The following is a 16,547-nucleotide window of genomic DNA, read 5'->3' as shown; positions in this document are numbered from 1 at the left end:
GTTCATCGAAGCACTCGTGTCGATCAATGCATAAAAATGCAGGTCCTCTTCTTCTTGAAACAGTTTTAAGAACAACTGATCCAATCGCGCGTAGAGGTTCCAATCAATCAGCCGCAGGTCATCACCGGGAACGTAGTTGCGAAAGTCCGCGAACTCGACGCTCTGGCCTTTGCGGCGACTGATCCGCTCGCCTTTCATCCGCCCGCGAAAAATCTTCCGCGACACCAACTCGAGTCTTTCGAGTCGCTGCAAAAGAGCAGGCGAAAGCAGCGTGCCTGCCTCGTCCACCGACGGGGACGTGGGCTGCGATTCATCGGTGGTGGGCGTAACGTTGGACATGCCGATAGCTTAGCGGAATTTCAATGTCTCGTTGGCGTCGATGCTGATCGAGCATTCTCAAAATCGTCCGTGCTTCGGCCGACGCCGCCGCAGAAACGCCCGCTACGACCCGACGTAACGGTCGAACAGCGAACGGGCGTGTGGGATGTCACGAACGCCACTAATCACCGCGCGTCCGTCCCGAAACAGCGTCAGCACGCGTTGTTCGGGCAGCGACAATCGCACAAAAAACCGGGACATCTTCACCTCGCCGACGGACTCCCACGCCTGCGCCATGCGTCCCAGGTCGACGGCAACTCCGGCACCGGCAATCTGCACCGCGTCGCGGCCACAAAGCGTTTCGGCAGAACTCTCCTCCGTCGCCGAAGCGTTCAGAAAATCAAATTTCTGTCCCACGCAGGCTCGGCAATTCTCGGCAGGAGACAACCGGATCGTCCGAATTTGGTTGTGCCACAGATCCACCGACAGGACTTCATCGCGAACGTCAAAACGATTTCCGGAGATCCACTTGATCGCTTCACAGGCCTGCAGGCTCGCGATCAGATGCGTCGCCGGACCGATCACGCCGGCCGTGTCACAGGTGGCAGTCTCGCCGGGTAATGGTGGTTGCGGCAACAGACATCGAAAACAGGGCGTCCCACCGTCAAACAAACGCACCTGTCCCCCTGCGCCGATACATCCGCCATGCACCCAAGGAGTGCCCGTCTGAATCGACCAGTCGTTCAGCAGCAAGCGAGCCGAGAAGTTGTCGGTGGCATCCATCACAATATCGACGTTCTCGAGATTCGCCGCGATGTTGTTCGACGAGATATCAACCACGCGTTCGTCGATTTCAATAGACGAGTTGATTGCTCGAAGATGCGAGGCGGCGGCTTCGGCTTTGGCAGCGGCGGTTTTCGCATCCACCTCGGTGTACAAACTCTGCCGCTGCAGATTGCTCCACTCGACGAGATCGCGATCGATCAATCGGATCATGCCGACACCGGCACGAGCGAGCAATTCCGCCGCGACGCTGCCGAGTGCGCCACACCCGAGAACCGCCACTCGTGCTTTTTCGATACGAGCCTGCCCCTCCGTTCCGATCGGATCGAACTGAGATTGGCGAAGATAACGTTCGTCGGCTCGCGAGATCGTCATGGTTCGGGCAGTTGCGTTGCTGACGCCTTGGTGTTGGTCGACGGTCTTGAATACGTGTTGGCGATCAAGTGTCGAAAAAGCCAAAAGTGGATAAAGCGACAGATCCAGCGGGCTTGTAAGCCGGGTTTTGTGACAACGTTTGTTGCCGGTGACCATTTATCTGTGCACGACGATTGCTCGCCGCCTCAATTGCAACCTACCCGGATGTCGATAACGAGACGGGCCGCCTCGTGAATGCACCCTGTTTGGTCTAGCTCCGGATGGGGTTTACCGAGCCGACCGAGTCACCCCGGTCGCTGGTGCGCTCTTACCGCACCGTTTCACCCTTACCACGCGTTTGAAGCAACTCCCAAAGGGGTCACCCCAAACCGTTCGGCGGTCTGCTTTCTGCTGCACTTTCCCTAACCTCACGGCCGGTCGACGTTATCGACCATCCTGCCCTGCGGAGCCCGGACTTTCCTCCAGCGATCGACCAATGCGATCGCCAGCGGTCACCCCGCCCACTGTTTCTGTCACTCGATAGAATCCTCTTTCGACCGCACACTCACAACCGGGCATGTGGGTGGTTGCCCCAAACGCCCCTCGCGAGCAAGCAATTTCACAGCTCCGGCGGCCGCGATGAGGCTCAGCGATTCTCGGTTTCGACCGGGCCGACCGCCATCCGCGATCGAGACGTCGGCACCTCGAAATCGGGCGGCAATTGGTACGCCGACCCATTCCCATAAGAGGACGCAGAACCATAGGGGTTCGTGCCGCCGGCCGTCCGCACGCCCGACATCGGGTCATCCATCGCCGACGGAATCATGCTGTTGGCAACTTCCGTGGTATCGATGCCACTGCGAACCCATCCCGAGGCAGCCACCGCTTCAGGATCGACTCGCATTGCCTGGGCGAGCCAAGCCTGCGCCGAGGCGGGATCCCCGTCGGCGATTGAGGCCGCGGCGAGTTGCAGTCGAGCGGTCACGTCGGCAGGGTTCTTCTCCGCCGCGGCGATCAGATAGCGATTGGACTCCTCGATCCGGCCGAGTTCTCGCATCGCCAGCCCGCGCAGCAGGTCGGCACGGCCCGGAACGATCCCGCCATCGGTCTGGTTTACCATCTGCGAAGCACTGGACTCGTTTAGCCGGTCCAGCGTGGCGAGCAGCCGGTCATGTCGTTTCTGTTGATGATAGATCTCGGCCGTCTGCAATTGCACGTATGGGTAGTCCGGCTGCAGCGACAGAGCCCGGTGATACGCCGCGAGCGCCGCATCGGGGCGGCCCTGCGCGTTTTCACAATCTCCCCATAATGCCCAGAGCGCGGCCCATTCCCGATCTGACTGCAACGCGATCTCGCACTGCCGGGCGGCTTCGTCGACACGGCCCAGCTCAAGATACATCCGTCCGAGCCGTTGCAGGTGCTTCGGGTCGCCCGCACTGAGCTGCACGGCCTGCTTGAGATGTTCGATCGCGTCGTTGCGTCTGCCCCGCTGCCAGAGCGTGTCGGCGAGACCTCGATGAGCGGCGTCATTGTTGTCGGAAACGTCGAGCGACTCGCTAAACAACGTTTCGGCGACCATCCATTCGCCTTCGCGAGCCGCTTTGAGCCCCTGACGTGACAAACGGCGTGCCGCCACGGTCTGCCGGCTCTCGCCGAATTTGACGATGCCCCGACATCCCGACTGGACGCAAATCATCCCGATCGTGGTCGCCAAAACCGCGACCGCGCAGGGGCAAACGCTGATCACACGACCACTACCTGGAGGGTCGTGCAATCGGCTCGCATTTCGGTCGTGCGAACTCGCGTTCACGTTCGCTGCACCTTCACCGGGTGTTGCCCGCGTTCAGATCGGCTCGGGAGCCCATTTCTTAACGATTAACCGGCATTTCCGGTCATTCACGCTCCCGGGATACCAAAACCGCTACGACCGTTGCCAGCCGGACAACCGGCAAATTTCCCCTTTTCCGAACCACCGTTACGACCGGCCCGACACTGCGAATCGCCACACAAACGGCCGATCGTCATAACCGTCGGGCGGCCCATCAGGAGGCTTCCCCCGGCTCCGGCTTCGATGAAACGCACCATGTGGTGGCACCGGTGTCGGAATTCGAGACCCAACGAACGCTTTCCCGCTGAGCAACGCGATGTTTCCTACGTTCCTTTCCGAACCCGAAGAAAACGCCCCCGGTCAATTGCTCGCGGATCTCGAACGCCGCCAAGATGAGGCCCTCGAACAGCTCGACGACCTCGAGAAAAAACTCAACGAGGTTCTCAAGGGGCTGAACGTGGACGTCGAAGAACCCGAGCTCGACTGAGTGCCGACCGAGCCTCCTCCGAGCCTCCTCCGAGCCTCCTCCGAGCCTCGACAGACCGTCGGGGCATCGATAACAAAGCAGCGTCCACCTCGCAGGCCAAATGAGTTATCATCGGCTCGCTCATCGGCAAAACATCCGACGAGTTTCACGCACCGACTCTGCTTTCGAGAATCCGAGCCATTTCCAAGCATTCCGCCGAATCGGACGTCCCCTCGGCGAGCCAGCCGCCCTCCGGATCGTCCGATGGAGGAGCCTCGGCGACGTGGACGTTCCTGAAGAACTTCGCCCGCAACCCGACCGCGGTCGGGGCGATCATGCCGAGCAGTCCGGGCTTGGTCAAAACGATGGTCGAATGGTTTGACTGGGACAACGCCCGAGGCATCGTGGAGTATGGCCCGGGCACTGGTGTCTTTACCGAAGGGATCGTACAGCGTTTGCACCCGGACGCAAAATTTTTCGCAATCGAACGTTCCGCGGACTTGGCCGAACTGACTCGCAAGCGTTGCCCCAGCGTGGACGTTCTCGAGGAATCCGCTGACGACGTTGTCCGCTTGTGCCAAAACGCCGGAATCGATCAGGTCGACGCAATCATCTGCGGCCTGCCATGGGCCTCGTTTCCCGAATCGCTGCAACGCAGCATCCTCGACGCGACCCTCGACGTGCTGCGTCCCGGCGGACAATTTGCCACGTTCGCTTACTGGCAAGGCGTCGTGCTGCCGGCAGGCATGCGGTTTTCAAAGAAGCTACGTGAGAGCTTTTCCGAGGTGCACCGCAGCCCCACGGTTTGGCGCAACGTTCCTCCGGCGTTCGTGTATCGCTGCACTAAATAAGACCGCCACGCAATCGGCTCAATCCATAGACGTAAAATCGTCTGGCCCGCGTTCGCCGCGGTCCCTCAGCACGAATCAGCGAGTATACTCCACCTGTACCCCATACCTGGAAAGCCCACCGTTTCCATCCCGCCAACAAGGCGCCGCTCTACCGGCCAACGCTGATCGCACCGGCCAAGCGGTTATTCCCACCAACACACCGGGGTTCCTTCCCAACCGCGAACCGGTCGATGGCAGAGCAATGGAGTTGAATCCCCGAAGCTGAATCAATGGACTTGACTCCACATCACTCTTCGTCCAACTGGCTTTCCTATTTCGCGTTTACCCGAACATCCTCGCCTGAGTACCACCGTGCTAAATCGAGTTCCACAACTCTGTCTTTTGACACTGTCCCTTTTTTGCGTTTGCGCCGCCAACGCCCAACAAACCGCTTCGGTCGAAACTGAGTCGCAATCTGCCCAACGCGAAGCCGATGCCTGGAAGGCGATCGATGCCCGCCCGACTCCTCAGTGGTGGCGTGACGCAAAGTTCGGCATCTTCATCCACTGGGGCCCCTATTCCGTTCCCGCGTTCTCCGAAGTGGGGCGTTACTCGGAGTGGTACTGGATGGATCTCGCCAACCCCAAACGACGCTCACACAAAATCGTCAAAAAGTTTCACAACCGCGTCTACGGCGAACGATTCACCTACCCTGACTTCGTTCCGATGTTCACGTGCGAGTTGTTCGACGCGGACCAATGGGCCAAGGCGTTCGAAGAGTCCGGCGCGAAATACGTCGTTTTGACCTCCAAACACCACGACGGGTATTGCCTCTGGCCGAGCGAGGAAGCGGACCTCGCCTGGGGCCGTCCCTGGAACAGCACGAACTCGGGACCGGGTCGCGATCTCGTCGGCGAACTCACCGAAGCGGTCCGCAAGACCGACGTCAAAATGGGGCTCTACTATTCGATCTACGAATGGTTCAACCCTCTCTACACCGCGGACGTTGACCTGTTTGTCGACAAACACTTGATCCCGCAATTCAAGGACATGGTCAATCGCTATCACCCCGCCGTCATCTTCACCGACGGCGAATGGGATCATCCCGCCGCGACATGGCGAACCTCCGAAATGTTGACCTGGTTGTTCAACGAATCTCCCTGCAAAGAGGAAGTCGTTATCAACGACCGGTGGGGCAAAGGCGACCGGCACAAACACGGCGGATACTACACCACCGAATACGGTGCCGGACTGCCCAACGCCGAGAACCCGTGGGAGGAAAACCGCGGCATGGCTCACTCGTTCGGATACAGCCGCACCGAGCGATTCGAGGACTACAACAGCAGCGAATCGCTCGTCCTGATGTTGATTGACATCGTTTCCCGCGGCGGCAACTTCCTGCTCGACATCGGCCCGACCGCCGACGGTCGCATCCCGCCACTGATGGAAGAACGACTCGCCGAAATCGGGCAATGGCTGTCCGTCAACGGCGAAGCCATCTATGACACCACAACGCACTCGCAGACCTGCCAATGGACCACCGGGCAAGAAGAAGAGCTCGGCAAAGGCAACTATCGGGTAAAATACGACGTCAACAAACTGATGAAAAACCCGGACGAAGGCAAAGCTCGCAAAGAAGCCGTCTTCACCCGAAAAGGCGAAACTCTCTACGCGATCTGTGCTGTCTTCCCCGACGGCCAATTAACACTCAACAACATCAAGGCTTCACCCGATGCCGTCGTCACGATGCTCGGCCACGAAGGTGAACTGCCATGGACACAAAAAGGGAACAACGTCGTCATCGACATGCCGTCGCTGAACCCCTCGCGGATGCCCTGTGATTTCGCATGGACGTTCAAGATCAGCAGCATCGAAGATGATATCCAGTAGAATCGTGAACCACGATTTTTCGTCTGACCTGTTACCCCTTTCTTCCCGCTCAACGTTTTCCTCCTTCCAACCCCACGGAACGTCTGATGAACGCTAACCGCAGAGATTTCCTACGCACCGGCGCCGCAGCCGGCTCGGCACTGACCCTCGCCGGAACGGTATCGGCAGCCGATCAATCGAACGAATCGAGTTCGAAGAAACTACGGCTCGCTGCCATTGGAGTGGGGGGCAGCCGAGGCCGATACAACCGCGGTGGAGCCATCGCTCGCCAAGCCGCCGGCTTCGCCAACATGATCGCCGTTTGCGACGTCGACGATAAACACGCTGCTGAATTCAACGAATCCTTTGGCGGAAAACTCACCACCTATCGCGACTACCGCGATCTGTTGGAAACCGAAAAACCTGACGTCGTGACGATCGGAACCCCCGACCACTGGCACGCACAAATCGCGATCGATGCACTGCGAGCCGGTGCCCACGTCTACTGCGAAAAACCTCTCACCCTGACCATCGACGAGGGCAAAGAGATCCGCAAAGTCGTCGAGGAAACCGGCAAGGTCTTCCAGGTCGGCACCCAACAACGCAGCGACAAGACCCGCTTCCTGACCGCCATCGCTATGGTGCAAACAGGTCGCCTCGGCGATAACGTCAACGCCTACGTGGCCATCGGTGGTGCACCAACAGGCGGCCCGTTCGAAAACACGACCGCTCCTGAAGACATCGATTGGGATTTGTGGGTCGGCCCAGCCCCCGAGGCCAAATACAGCGAAGAACGACGCCGTTTCTTCCGTTGGTATCTCGAATACTCCGGCGGCAAGATGACCGACTGGGGTGCCCACCACATCGATATCGCCCAGTGGGCAATTGCTCCCGGCGAAACCGGCCCGGTCAAGATTTCCGGCGAAGGCGATTTCACCCCAATCGTCCCCGACGACTTCAATTGGAAATCGTTCTTCAGCGGTGACGCTTCGCTGCCCAACGGCTACAACGCCGCGACGAAATTCCACGTCAACTTGGAGTACGCCGACGGTGCGACCCTGAGCGTGAACCATCACTACAAACGCGAAGGTGACAACGTCGACTTTGGAAACGGCATCCTCTTCGAAGGCGACAAAGGTCGGATTTTTGTCAACCGCGGCAAGATCCAAGGACGTCCGATGGACGCCCTGACCGACGAAGATCGCAAGGAACTCGACGAGAAAATCGTGGAACTGTGCAAAGGCAAAAAGCCCGGCAATCACATGGCCAACTTCTTCGCCTGCATCGAAGAAGGCGGAATGCCGATCTCCGACGTTTGGTCCCACCACCGCACGATGACCTCGTGCCACCTGTGCAACCTGACGCTCATGCTCGGCCGAGAACTCGAGTGGGATCCGAAGGCGGAGCAGTTCGTCAACGACGATCAGGCCAACGCTCTGCTTAGCCGCGAGTCACGCGAAGTCGCCCGAGCCGAAAAGGTCAGCTAGAACGATTTGAAAACGCTCTAGCATTCCCCTGCAGCGTGGCTTTCGGGTGGAATCGTAGTGGATGACGCAAGGAATCCCCTTGCGTGACTAGCGCGTCAAGGACTCGTCGCCTCGTCCTCTACCCACTCGTCCACTACCCACAAAGAGAGCTAACAACAATGCAAAAAGGGCGAGACAGCAACATGCTGCCTCGCCCTTTTTCGTTTTGTTCCGGCCGACATCTTGATGCCGGTCAATCGTTCACCGCACCAACACCGATCGTGTTTCGGTGTTCCGGCTCAAACTTTCGACTATTCGTCGTCCGACAAACGCAACTCGAAACCTGTTCGCTCGTCCACCGATTCGTAGAAGCCACGCACGATGTTTCGTGCGTCCTGGTTGCCCAACAGTTGAGCCATGAAACGCTGTTGTGGTTGGCGGAACTGTTCTCGCAGTTCCTCAACGTCCGGTTGAAACTCGGTCGGTGTTACCACGTAGTACACGCTTTGGGCGTCGTTTGATGCCACGCCGTACTCACCCAACTCGGTCGTGAAAACCGCTTGCATGAACTCGTCGCCCACCGCATCGAGCTGGGGAACCTCGGCGATGACGGTTTGCATGAACCCGAGTTGTTCGAGCCAACTGAACGGGCCGACGTTTTCGATCAGGTTCTCTTTCTTGTCCTCGGGGATGATCTCCGACAACGCTTTGTCGCCTTCGCCCGCGGTCGCTGCGAGCTCTTCAGCGGCTTTCTTAGCGAGCTCTCTCGCTTCCCGCGTTCGGATGTACAAAATCACTTCGTCGCGGACATCGTCCAATTCTGGAACCGAGGAAGGAACGTCTTCCGTTTTCCAACTGATGTAACTGACACCCCGTTCCAGATCGACCGATCGCAATGGCGAGAATTCCGGTTGCGGTGGCAAAACCGTTCCGTCCTGCATCGGGGCTCCAAACATCATGGCACTGAACGGTGGGCCGCGACGGTTGAATCCGGTACCGAGCCCGTAGGAGGCTCCGGGACCAACGTCTTCCACGCTGACGCGGTTGACCAAGTCACCATCGGTGGAACCGTATTCCATTCCGAGTTCCTTCGCCATCTCCTTCAGGTCCAAACGCTTCGGCGCGTCTTCTTCTTTTTGGACACCCACCGACACGTTGCTTTCGTGAACGGCACGTTGGCTGAAATAGAGACGCATCCGCTTGTTCGCTTCGGTGATCGCACGATCAAGAGCGTTCCGAGCAGATTCGACCACCATGTCCGTCGCGATTTCGTCGCGAACTTCTTCGAACGATTGCGGACGGGTCTCTGGCTCGTCGTCCAATTCGAGGCTAGTGGTTTCCTCGGCGTCATCGGCCATTTCCAGACCATCGGCTTCTTCGGAGTCCTCCGTTGCCGTTTCGGCCTCATCGGCCATCTCCTCACTGTCCTGAGCAGACTCTTCTTCCGCCGACTCTTCCTCGGCAGGAGTTTCTTCAGCAGGGGTTTCCTCGGCCGTTTCCTCGACAGTGGTTTCCTCCTCCACTGGAGCTTCTTCCTTGGCAGATTCCTCTGCGGCGGCGGGTTCTTCCTCGGCACCAGCCGACTCTTCTTGGAACATCACCAAACGGACGGAATTGTCGAGGCTAGAATTCGACGAGGAATCCTCTGCCGCCGGTGCTTCGGACTCACCTTCGTCGGCCGCTTCGGACTCTTCCACCGATTCGTCGCTGGCTTCTTCGCCTGATTCGTCGCTAGCTTCTGCGGCCGGTTCAGTCGCTTCCTCCGCGTCGTTTTCGGCGGGAGCCTCTTCTTCAGATTCGACAGGTTCTTCTGATTCAACGGGCAATTGGAAATCGCCACCTGCGATACGGCGTTCGTATTCGGCACGAATTTCTTCTTCGCTGAGCTTCGCTTTCTCGGCATCGATGAACGATTGCAGGTCCGCAGCGACCCATTCGATCACCGCCGAATCGGGCTGAGCGAACGCGGGCAGTGGCGATTGACTTCCCGGATAGCTCAGACGCTCTTTCCCCTCTTCAAAGACATCTTTGATGTCCGATTCACTGGGATTGTCATCGGTCTGGTCCAAATACTCGCTCACGAGCACGCCGTAGGCGTTCACCGTCGCTTTGCGGTTCAACTTCAGGAAATTCTCCCACTGGCCGAGCGGTGTGACCACGGGAATTTGGCCGTTGGTCAGCCCAACCAACGAACTTCGCTGGTACAAATCGGCCAACAAATGCATCCGCAACTGCTCGTAGAGATGCTGCTGACCGAGTTGGTTGCCGCTGCTACGCAGCAACATCGCAATCATTTCGCCGTCCGAAACCGTTCCGTCAGTGAACCGAGTCAGCCAGTTGCCGATCGCCGCATCGTCAAGTTCGAAGCCGGCTTTTTGTGCCTCGTTGTAGAAACGCAGCGTGTTGACGGTGGCCTCTTCACCGGGATTGGAATCGATGCCGAGCGACTGGATCTGGCCCGATTGCTCGTCATATTGGAACCCGGGAGTTTGCGGGACGCCGCCACGATTGATCGTTTCACCAGCCAATTCGCTGAGAAAACGCACCACCGCCGCGTGATTTTGAGTCGTCCGTGCAACCCGTGCTCGGGTCAATTCCACACCGTCAAACGTCGCCGCGACCGGGTCGGAATTCATCCCACCGCCACGACGCATGTACGTGTCCAAGGCGGGCAAAACAACGAAAGAAAACAGAGCCAAGAGGGTCAAAAAGACCATCATCGGCTTGAGGTTGCGTCGAAAAATCTCGAACGGACTCGAACTCATCAGAGAAGCCTACATAAACCCGCGAAGCCGACACTAACGTTGGGTGCCTTGACCTGCGGACGGAGGGAGGGGGCGGGAGGGGAACCACAAACTGCAAAGGGTATCGCCGATGGAATTTAAAGGTCAAGATGACTTGACATCTCATCGGCCTCAAACACGGGCCACATATTGGCTGCTCAGCCGGCGGATGAGCCGTTTCATCTCCAACACGCTGACCACGGCAGACACCCGGGCGGCGGACAATTCACACTCCACGGTGACCTCGTCGAGAGATGTCCCGGTCGGCGAAATCCGATCCAGAACCGCCCTCTCGACATCGTTGAGCGTGACCTCGCGGCCGTGGCGAACCTCTCGATCGTTCCGATTCGCCTCCGATTCAACGCACTGAGTAATCGGCTGACCGATCGGACCGAGCAATTCGAGCACATCATCCGCGTTGGTCACCAAAGTCCCACCGTCGCGAATCAACCGGTGACACCCCTGAGAGGCTCGGCTGTTGACCGGCCCCGGCAACGCCCCCACCCCGCGTCCCAATTCCGACGCCAATCTCGCCGTGATCAGCGAACCGCTACGCTCGGGAGCCTCGATCACCAAAGTCGCCAACCCCGCCGCGGCAATCAGACGATTGCGTTGCGGAAACATCCCGCCGCGAGGCTTCGCCATCGGAGCATACTCGCTGATCACCGCCCCGGACGTTGCGATTTCGTCTGCCAAAGCCTTGTTCTCCGGCGGATACATCTGCCCGAGTCCGCCGCCGAGGAACGCGACCGTACGCCCACCGACCTCCAAAGCCGCTCGATGAGCCGCCGTGTCCACGCCCCGAGCCAACCCGCTCACGATGGTCACCGACGCCGCGGCGAGGTCACGAGCGAGCCGCCGTGCCTGCTGCAATCCGTACGGCGTGGCGTGCCGCGTGCCGACAATGGCCACTGCGAAACGATCCGCCTCGACCGCCTGCCCGCGGCTGAACAAAATCGGCGGGGCGTCTTCCAGGTCAGCAATCGCGGGCGGGTATCCACTCGCCCCGGGCTGCAGAACCCCGACGTGATTCTCGCGGCACCAACGGACCACCGAGTCGACGTCGATATGATCGCTCGCCGTTCGGATCACGTGAGCGAGCTTCGGTCCGATCCCCACGACTCGTTCGAGCGCCGATTTCTCTGCAGCGAGCACCCGCCCCGCCGTGCCAAATTCCTCGAGCAACATCGTCAGCCCCCGAGGTCCAAGACCGGGCAACAAACACAACTGCAGCCGATCCCGCAGCCCCGGATCGATCGCCGAGTCGAACTCTAACATTCCGCTCTCTCGATCCTCAGCACTGTTCTCGCCCGAGACACTCTCGCGGCAACCGGTTCGGTCGGCATCCCGTTCGCCGACACCAACGGCGTTCGCCCGATCGTTTGCCCGCAGCGACTCGGCTGCGGAAGCTTCGGACTCCTCGCGTTCATGCTGCCAAAAGAAAAGCTCATCAGACATCGCGGCGGCCCCCTCAAACTCAGGCTCGGAATCCTAGACCGTCTATCCGCTTCAGACCGTCCTTCGCCACCGCTCCGGCTCAACCCATCGAGACACGAGTTCGCGGCGACACACACCACGATACTGTACCAAATCCCACTAACTGCCGTATCAACCGGCAGGAGGTTCATTCATAACCCCCGCTCCACTATCCGGGGTAGCCGATCTTGTCAAAGATCCTCACGCAGCAGGATCATTCAAAAGCTGCCCGCTACCCACAAACGAACTGCCACCCACAAGCTTCTATGCGCTGAAGGCGTCTTCGCAATCAGCCGGCCGTCGAACGTGGCGGCCAACGCCGAAATGGAGAGCAAAGCTTGGCTTCACCCCCAATGGAAACTGCTGAAATAGTCTCAATCGGATACGCCGGAGGCCGACACAAAAACGCGATGTATCGCCCTCTGGGCGGATGGTTCGGTTCAGATACTTTCCGGGATACAAACCGACCGAGGGTAGTCAACGGCTTGTGGGAGCCCCTCATGCAGCAGGATCTTTAACAAGATCCACTACCGGCTACTTTACCGATGCCGAACGTTCACTCGTCGAACGCTCACTCGCTGGGCGGATCTTCGGCGGAACCTTCTTGCCTTTCGGGATGAACCGCATCGACGTCGAGTTGACGCAATGACGCGTGTTCTTCTCGGTCATCCGTTCACCCATGAAAACGTGACCGAGGTGACCGCCACAGTTCTTGCACAGGATTTCGATCCGAACACCATCGGCATCCGTTTGACGAGTGATCGCCCCTTTGATCTCGTCATCAAAACTCGGCCATCCACAATGACTCTCAAACTTATCTTTGCTCAGATACAGCTTCGCGTTGCACCGACGACAGATATACGTCCCCTCGCGTTTGTTCATCGTGTATCCCGCGTTGCTAGGACGTTCGGTTCCCTTCTGCAAAATCACGTACCGCTCGAATTGATTCAGCGGGTTGTAACTCCCGAACTTGACCGCCTGCTCGTCCGACTTCTCCGGCTTGGAATCTTCCGCTGGCTCCTCGGCAACGGCCGACTCCTCTGTCGCGGCCTCATCCGGTGCTGTTTCCACCGCGGCGACTTCACTCGTCTCATCGCCCTCGTCGGCCGCGCGAGCCTGCATTCCGAACCCGCTCGTCACCGCAGTCGCAACTGCCAAACAAATTGTCGCGAGCGACCCGAACCAAAATGAGTGAGTGGGAAGATGGTTTGATCGCATTCGAATTTCTCCAACGTTTGATGTTCTGTCCGTACGTTCTACTGAAACGCACCCCAGTTCGTTCACGGTTTTCCAGCACGTACATCCTAGTCGGCCGGCAAACATCCCTCCGATTCCAATCATCGGCGGGCAAAAACGCAAATCAACATGATTGAACGACCGCAGCGATGGCTACATCCCCCGACGACTACCCGCGATAGGCATTGGTACGACGTAAACAGACGTTTGTGCCGTCACGATCATTGTCTTGAAATCGTCGCCGCCGAAGGTCACGTTGCACGAACGCTCCGGGAAAGCAACCGTTCCGAGGGCCTCTCCGGACGGGCTGAAAATTTGCACACCTAAATGAGTCGTGATGTACAAATTCCCCTCAACATCCACGGCCATCCCGTCGCCACCGGTCCCCTGCACACCTTCGGGTTGTTCGAGAACGCAGAACTCACGCTGGTTCGACAATTTGCCGGGCTCGTCGATATCGAACGCCAACATTTCACTCTGCATGCTCGGAATGACGTACAGCGTCTTTTCGTCGAGCGACAACCCGATCCCGTTGGGTGCGTTGAGGTCACCGGTCAATCGTCTGACCTCGCCTTCACTCGAGAGGTAATAGACGGCTCTCACTTTTTGCGGCAACGGTGTCGGAGCCCGATAGTGCGGATCGGTGAAATAGATACCGCCCAAACGATCGACGACGAGGTCGTTACACGCGTTGAAGCGCACCCCCTCATACTCATCAACCAACACTTCGCGGGAACCATCGGCGAGATTGTACCGAACCACCGCGCCGTCCATCTCGCACGCGAGCAGCTTGTCATCCGAAAGGGGCCACAAACCATTTGCGTGGTTGGACTCCCCGGTGAAAAGGCTCAAAAAGCCGCTGGAGTCGAAACTCTGAATCGCGTTGTTGGGAATGTCGGTAAAGTAAAGCTTGCCGTCCGACATCACCGCGGGGCCTTCGGTGAACTGGAACCCCGTTGCAAAACGCTCAATCGGCCCGAGCGGTTGAATCGTCTTCTTCTTAACCGTCGCCGTATCCGTTTCCGCCAACGACTCTCCGCAGATGCCCGCTGCGATCACAAAAACAACGGCACTTAGCAAGCAACGATTCAGCATCAACGACGTTTCCTGTAAAAGACTCTATGAAGATGAAACGCTCGACCCCTGCGCTTCTTGATCGGCGGTCGCCACAGCCACCTGCTGCAGGTGAATCATCAACTTCTTGTGGTCACGGACGACCCGCAAGAACTCTTCTTCACTGACCGGCTTTTGAATGTAGTCGTAAACGCCGAGTTCGTCGCAACGTTGGCGGTAGGTATCGTCCTCGAGTGCCGTCAGGACAACCGTCGTGATCCGCGCCGAATCAGGGTGAATCTCCAGCATTTCCTCGAGAACATCGAGCCCCGTGCCATCGGGCAAAATCATATCGAGCAGCAACAAATCCAAACGCGGAGCACGAGCAAAGATCCCGGTGCGTTTCATGAAAAGGATCGCCTCATGCACCGTCCGCACCAACGTCAACCGATGATGCACGCCACTGCGACGCAGAGCATGAATGGTGATACGAGCGTCTACCAAACCGTCTTCCACCAACAGAATTTCCATTGGCTTGGTACGTGAATCACCCAACATATTCCTAACTCCTTAAGGTTTCCGTCGCATCGGCGAGCAGCAGATCGCAGCACTCACCAACACGCTTTTTTATTCGCCCGACCCACATAATCGCCCGAACTACTTAACTCATCTGGCCCACTTACTCATCTGGTCCACTTGCTCACCCGGTCCACTTACTCATCTGGCCCACCGCTCCGAGCCCGACTGTCGTGCAAACGGATCAACTCCGCTTCCAATCTTTCGTGCGCCGTGAGGTCGCGTGAGAACCGCTCGATCGACGTCGTCATCATCCGCAAACAGTCGACGTCGCATCCTCTGTATTGTAGTTCTTCGGCCTGTTCTACCAAGTCGATTAATTGAAGATACAAGCAACGATGTTGGTCCGTCACGTTACGAACCATTCGCTGCCGTTCATGCTCGGCGTCGCTTTGCTCAGCGATCGAGAGCGAAGCCGCAATCCGCTGGGCCGCGTCCGAACCCGCCGAGATCAACCCGTACGACTCCTCGAGAGCAAATTGCAACGCGAGCAGATCACGAAGCTCATCGAGACAACCGACCAACTCCCGGATCGTTGCCTGCGGCTTCTCCAAATCGCTCGGCTCGAGCTCGCAGAGCGTTCGAAGACGATGCACCTCATGCCATAAATGAGGATTGCTGTCCTTGATCTCCTGAAGGAACGCCGCGTTTACGAACCAATACGCCGCCGCTTCTCCGCGAGCATGCGATTGCGAATCGGTACCGTTGGTCGCCTCGTTTGCCGACGCACCGGTGAAGACAGTAGCCATGATGGCAGTCCTCCTTGCCGTTATTCCGTGATTAAGAAGAGTCCCTGAACCTAAGACTGCAGGACGATTTCGTCAAGCAAATTCATGCTTTCATGAAGAAAACAAGAACACAACAGCCCATCCGGGGGGACGTTCGTCACAACCCAATCGCCCCTCCTTTTCCGATCCGCATGATCCGCCCGATTTGCGTCCCGACCGCTCTTCCATATCCCGCTCGTTGTGACCAAACTAGCCGGCTCCACGGCCCTTCGATCTGACATCTGCCACCGGCAGATGACCACCCAAATTCCTCCCGGCGATCCCAACGCCCACCGAATCCGTTCTCCCCACCTAACTCCCACCAGTCGATCCCTCTCGGCGGATCACCCCCATCCGGCGGATTCACTCTGCCGGTCGAGCAACTCTGCCGCCCGATCACCGCAGCGTCCTCGCGCGTTGCCACTCACATCCTGCCTCCCGTCTATCCCCAAATCGCCAAACTCCCCGATGCGATCCTCCACTAAACATTTCGATTCCATGGCCTCCCATCTGCGTTTCACCCTGCGACCAACGCGTTTCCACGTTCCCCTGGCGGCCGCATTGTTGATGACCGTGTTCGCGATCGGTTCGAACCAGCTTTGCATAGCCGAAAGAAACCGCTCAGCCGAAAAAAACNGCTCAGCCGAAAACAATTCGATCGAGAAAAATAGCTCGAGCGAAAAAGCACCTCGGCTGCGAAAGCAACGCGGCAGGGAAAAGCAACGCGACAGGGAAAAGCAAC

General features: G+C 58.3%; 14 protein-coding genes and 1 other RNA gene. 4 read left to right on the top strand and 11 right to left on the bottom strand.

Translation table 11 applies throughout. From position 1 onward, the window contains the following. The 4 genes from RSSM_RS14815 to RSSM_RS14805 all read right to left on the bottom strand — a co-directional run. On the bottom strand, positions 1-339 hold a 339-nt coding region (locus RSSM_RS14815; RefSeq protein ID WP_008680197.1), incomplete at its 3' end, for a DUF58 domain-containing protein. A gap of 102 nt (positions 340-441) precedes the next feature. Continuing rightward, entirely contained in the window at positions 442-1,476 is a 1,035-nt protein-coding gene (locus tag RSSM_RS14810) for a ThiF family adenylyltransferase (protein WP_044302614.1), read from the bottom strand. 100 nt (positions 1,477-1,576) lie between these two features. Then, an RNA gene (gene rnpB, locus RSSM_RS31710) (RNase P RNA component class A) lies at positions 1,577-1,983 on the bottom strand. 118 nt (positions 1,984-2,101) lie between these two features. Beyond that, the gene (locus RSSM_RS14805) at positions 2,102-3,229 is read right to left on the bottom strand and encodes a tetratricopeptide repeat protein (protein WP_236621160.1); all 1,128 of its coding nucleotides are present in this window, start codon (positions 3,227-3,229) and stop codon (positions 2,102-2,104) included. Between the two features lie 370 nt (positions 3,230-3,599). Between RSSM_RS14805 and RSSM_RS34130 the strand changes: the two genes are divergently transcribed. Beyond that, positions 3,600-3,770, top strand: coding sequence for a hypothetical protein (locus tag RSSM_RS34130; RefSeq protein WP_008680186.1), 171 nt, complete (start codon positions 3,600-3,602; stop codon positions 3,768-3,770). 145 nt (positions 3,771-3,915) lie between these two features. On the opposite strand, the gene RSSM_RS33755 is transcribed toward RSSM_RS34130, so the two are convergent. Then, on the bottom strand, positions 3,916-4,110 hold the full coding sequence (locus tag RSSM_RS33755; RefSeq protein ID WP_173403155.1) for a hypothetical protein: 195 nt from the start codon (positions 4,108-4,110) through the stop codon (positions 3,916-3,918). A 4-nt stretch (positions 4,111-4,114) separates the two neighbouring features. On the opposite strand from RSSM_RS33755, the gene RSSM_RS14795 reads away from it, so the two are divergent. From RSSM_RS14795 to RSSM_RS14785, 3 genes are all read left to right on the top strand, one after another. Next, positions 4,115-4,600: a class I SAM-dependent methyltransferase gene (locus tag RSSM_RS14795; RefSeq protein ID WP_236621159.1), complete on the top strand. Its 486-nt coding sequence runs from the start codon at positions 4,115-4,117 to the stop codon at positions 4,598-4,600. Between the two features lie 381 nt (positions 4,601-4,981). Continuing rightward, positions 4,982-6,469, top strand: coding sequence for an alpha-L-fucosidase (locus RSSM_RS14790; protein ID WP_044302611.1), 1,488 nt, complete (start codon positions 4,982-4,984; stop codon positions 6,467-6,469). Positions 6,470-6,555: 86 nt separating this feature from the next. Then, positions 6,556-7,935: a Gfo/Idh/MocA family oxidoreductase gene (locus tag RSSM_RS14785; RefSeq protein WP_008680178.1), complete on the top strand. Its 1,380-nt coding sequence runs from the start codon at positions 6,556-6,558 to the stop codon at positions 7,933-7,935. Between the two features lie 290 nt (positions 7,936-8,225). Here RSSM_RS14785 and RSSM_RS14780 read toward each other — a convergent pair whose 3' ends face one another. The 6 genes from RSSM_RS14780 to RSSM_RS14750 form a co-directional block, all read right to left on the bottom strand. Then, entirely contained in the window at positions 8,226-10,679 is a 2,454-nt protein-coding gene (locus RSSM_RS14780) for a hypothetical protein (RefSeq protein ID WP_008680176.1), read from the bottom strand. Positions 10,680-10,829: 150 nt separating this feature from the next. Beyond that, positions 10,830-12,155 carry a DNA-processing protein DprA gene (gene dprA, locus RSSM_RS14775; protein WP_008680174.1) on the bottom strand — a complete coding sequence of 442 codons (1,326 nt, stop codon included), beginning with the start codon at positions 12,153-12,155 and terminating at the stop codon, positions 10,830-10,832. 552 nt (positions 12,156-12,707) lie between these two features. Next, positions 12,708-13,391, bottom strand: a complete 684-nt coding sequence (locus RSSM_RS32495) for a methionine-R-sulfoxide reductase (protein WP_081613790.1) — start codon at positions 13,389-13,391, stop codon at positions 12,708-12,710. Positions 13,392-13,562: 171 nt separating this feature from the next. Continuing rightward, positions 13,563-14,504 (bottom strand): SMP-30/gluconolactonase/LRE family protein, encoded by a 942-nt coding sequence (locus RSSM_RS14760; RefSeq protein WP_008680167.1) that lies wholly within the window; start codon positions 14,502-14,504, stop codon positions 13,563-13,565. 24 nt (positions 14,505-14,528) lie between these two features. Then, positions 14,529-15,020, bottom strand: coding sequence for a response regulator (locus tag RSSM_RS14755; protein ID WP_008680165.1), 492 nt, complete (start codon positions 15,018-15,020; stop codon positions 14,529-14,531). 155 nt (positions 15,021-15,175) lie between these two features. Further along, positions 15,176-15,787, bottom strand: coding sequence for a hypothetical protein (locus tag RSSM_RS14750; RefSeq protein ID WP_008680163.1), 612 nt, complete (start codon positions 15,785-15,787; stop codon positions 15,176-15,178). Positions 15,788-16,547: the final 760 nt, after the last annotated feature.

It is taken from the genome of Aporhodopirellula sallentina SM41 (assembly GCF_000346505.1).
In the GTDB taxonomy this organism is placed as follows: Bacteria; Planctomycetota; Planctomycetia; order Pirellulales; family Pirellulaceae; genus Rhodopirellula; species Rhodopirellula sallentina.
Note: the sequence above shows the minus strand (reverse complement) of the source record. Positions and strands in the feature narration are given on the sequence as shown.

Excerpts from the sequence above, each read along its gene's own strand:
- RSSM_RS14785 (WP_008680178.1), top strand. The coding sequence starts at position 6,556 with ATGAACGCTAACCGCAGAGATTTCCTACGCACCGGCGCCGCAGCCGGC.
- RSSM_RS34130 (WP_008680186.1), top strand. The coding sequence starts at position 3,600 with ATGTTTCCTACGTTCCTTTCCGAACCCGAAGAAAACGCCCCCGGTCAA.
- dprA (WP_008680174.1), bottom strand. The coding sequence starts at position 12,155 with ATGTCTGATGAGCTTTTCTTTTGGCAGCATGAACGCGAGGAGTCCGAA.
- RSSM_RS14810 (WP_044302614.1), bottom strand. The coding sequence starts at position 1,476 with ATGACGATCTCGCGAGCCGACGAACGTTATCTTCGCCAATCTCAGTTC.
- RSSM_RS14760 (WP_008680167.1), bottom strand. The coding sequence starts at position 14,504 with ATGCTGAATCGTTGCTTGCTAAGTGCCGTTGTTTTTGTGATCGCAGCG.
- RSSM_RS14780 (WP_008680176.1), bottom strand. The coding sequence starts at position 10,679 with ATGAGTTCGAGTCCGTTCGAGATTTTTCGACGCAACCTCAAGCCGATG.
- RSSM_RS14795 (WP_236621159.1), top strand. The coding sequence starts at position 4,115 with ATGGTCGAATGGTTTGACTGGGACAACGCCCGAGGCATCGTGGAGTAT.
- RSSM_RS14755 (WP_008680165.1), bottom strand. The coding sequence starts at position 15,020 with ATGTTGGGTGATTCACGTACCAAGCCAATGGAAATTCTGTTGGTGGAA.
- RSSM_RS14750 (WP_008680163.1), bottom strand. The coding sequence starts at position 15,787 with ATGGCTACTGTCTTCACCGGTGCGTCGGCAAACGAGGCGACCAACGGT.
- RSSM_RS32495 (WP_081613790.1), bottom strand. The coding sequence starts at position 13,391 with ATGCGATCAAACCATCTTCCCACTCACTCATTTTGGTTCGGGTCGCTC.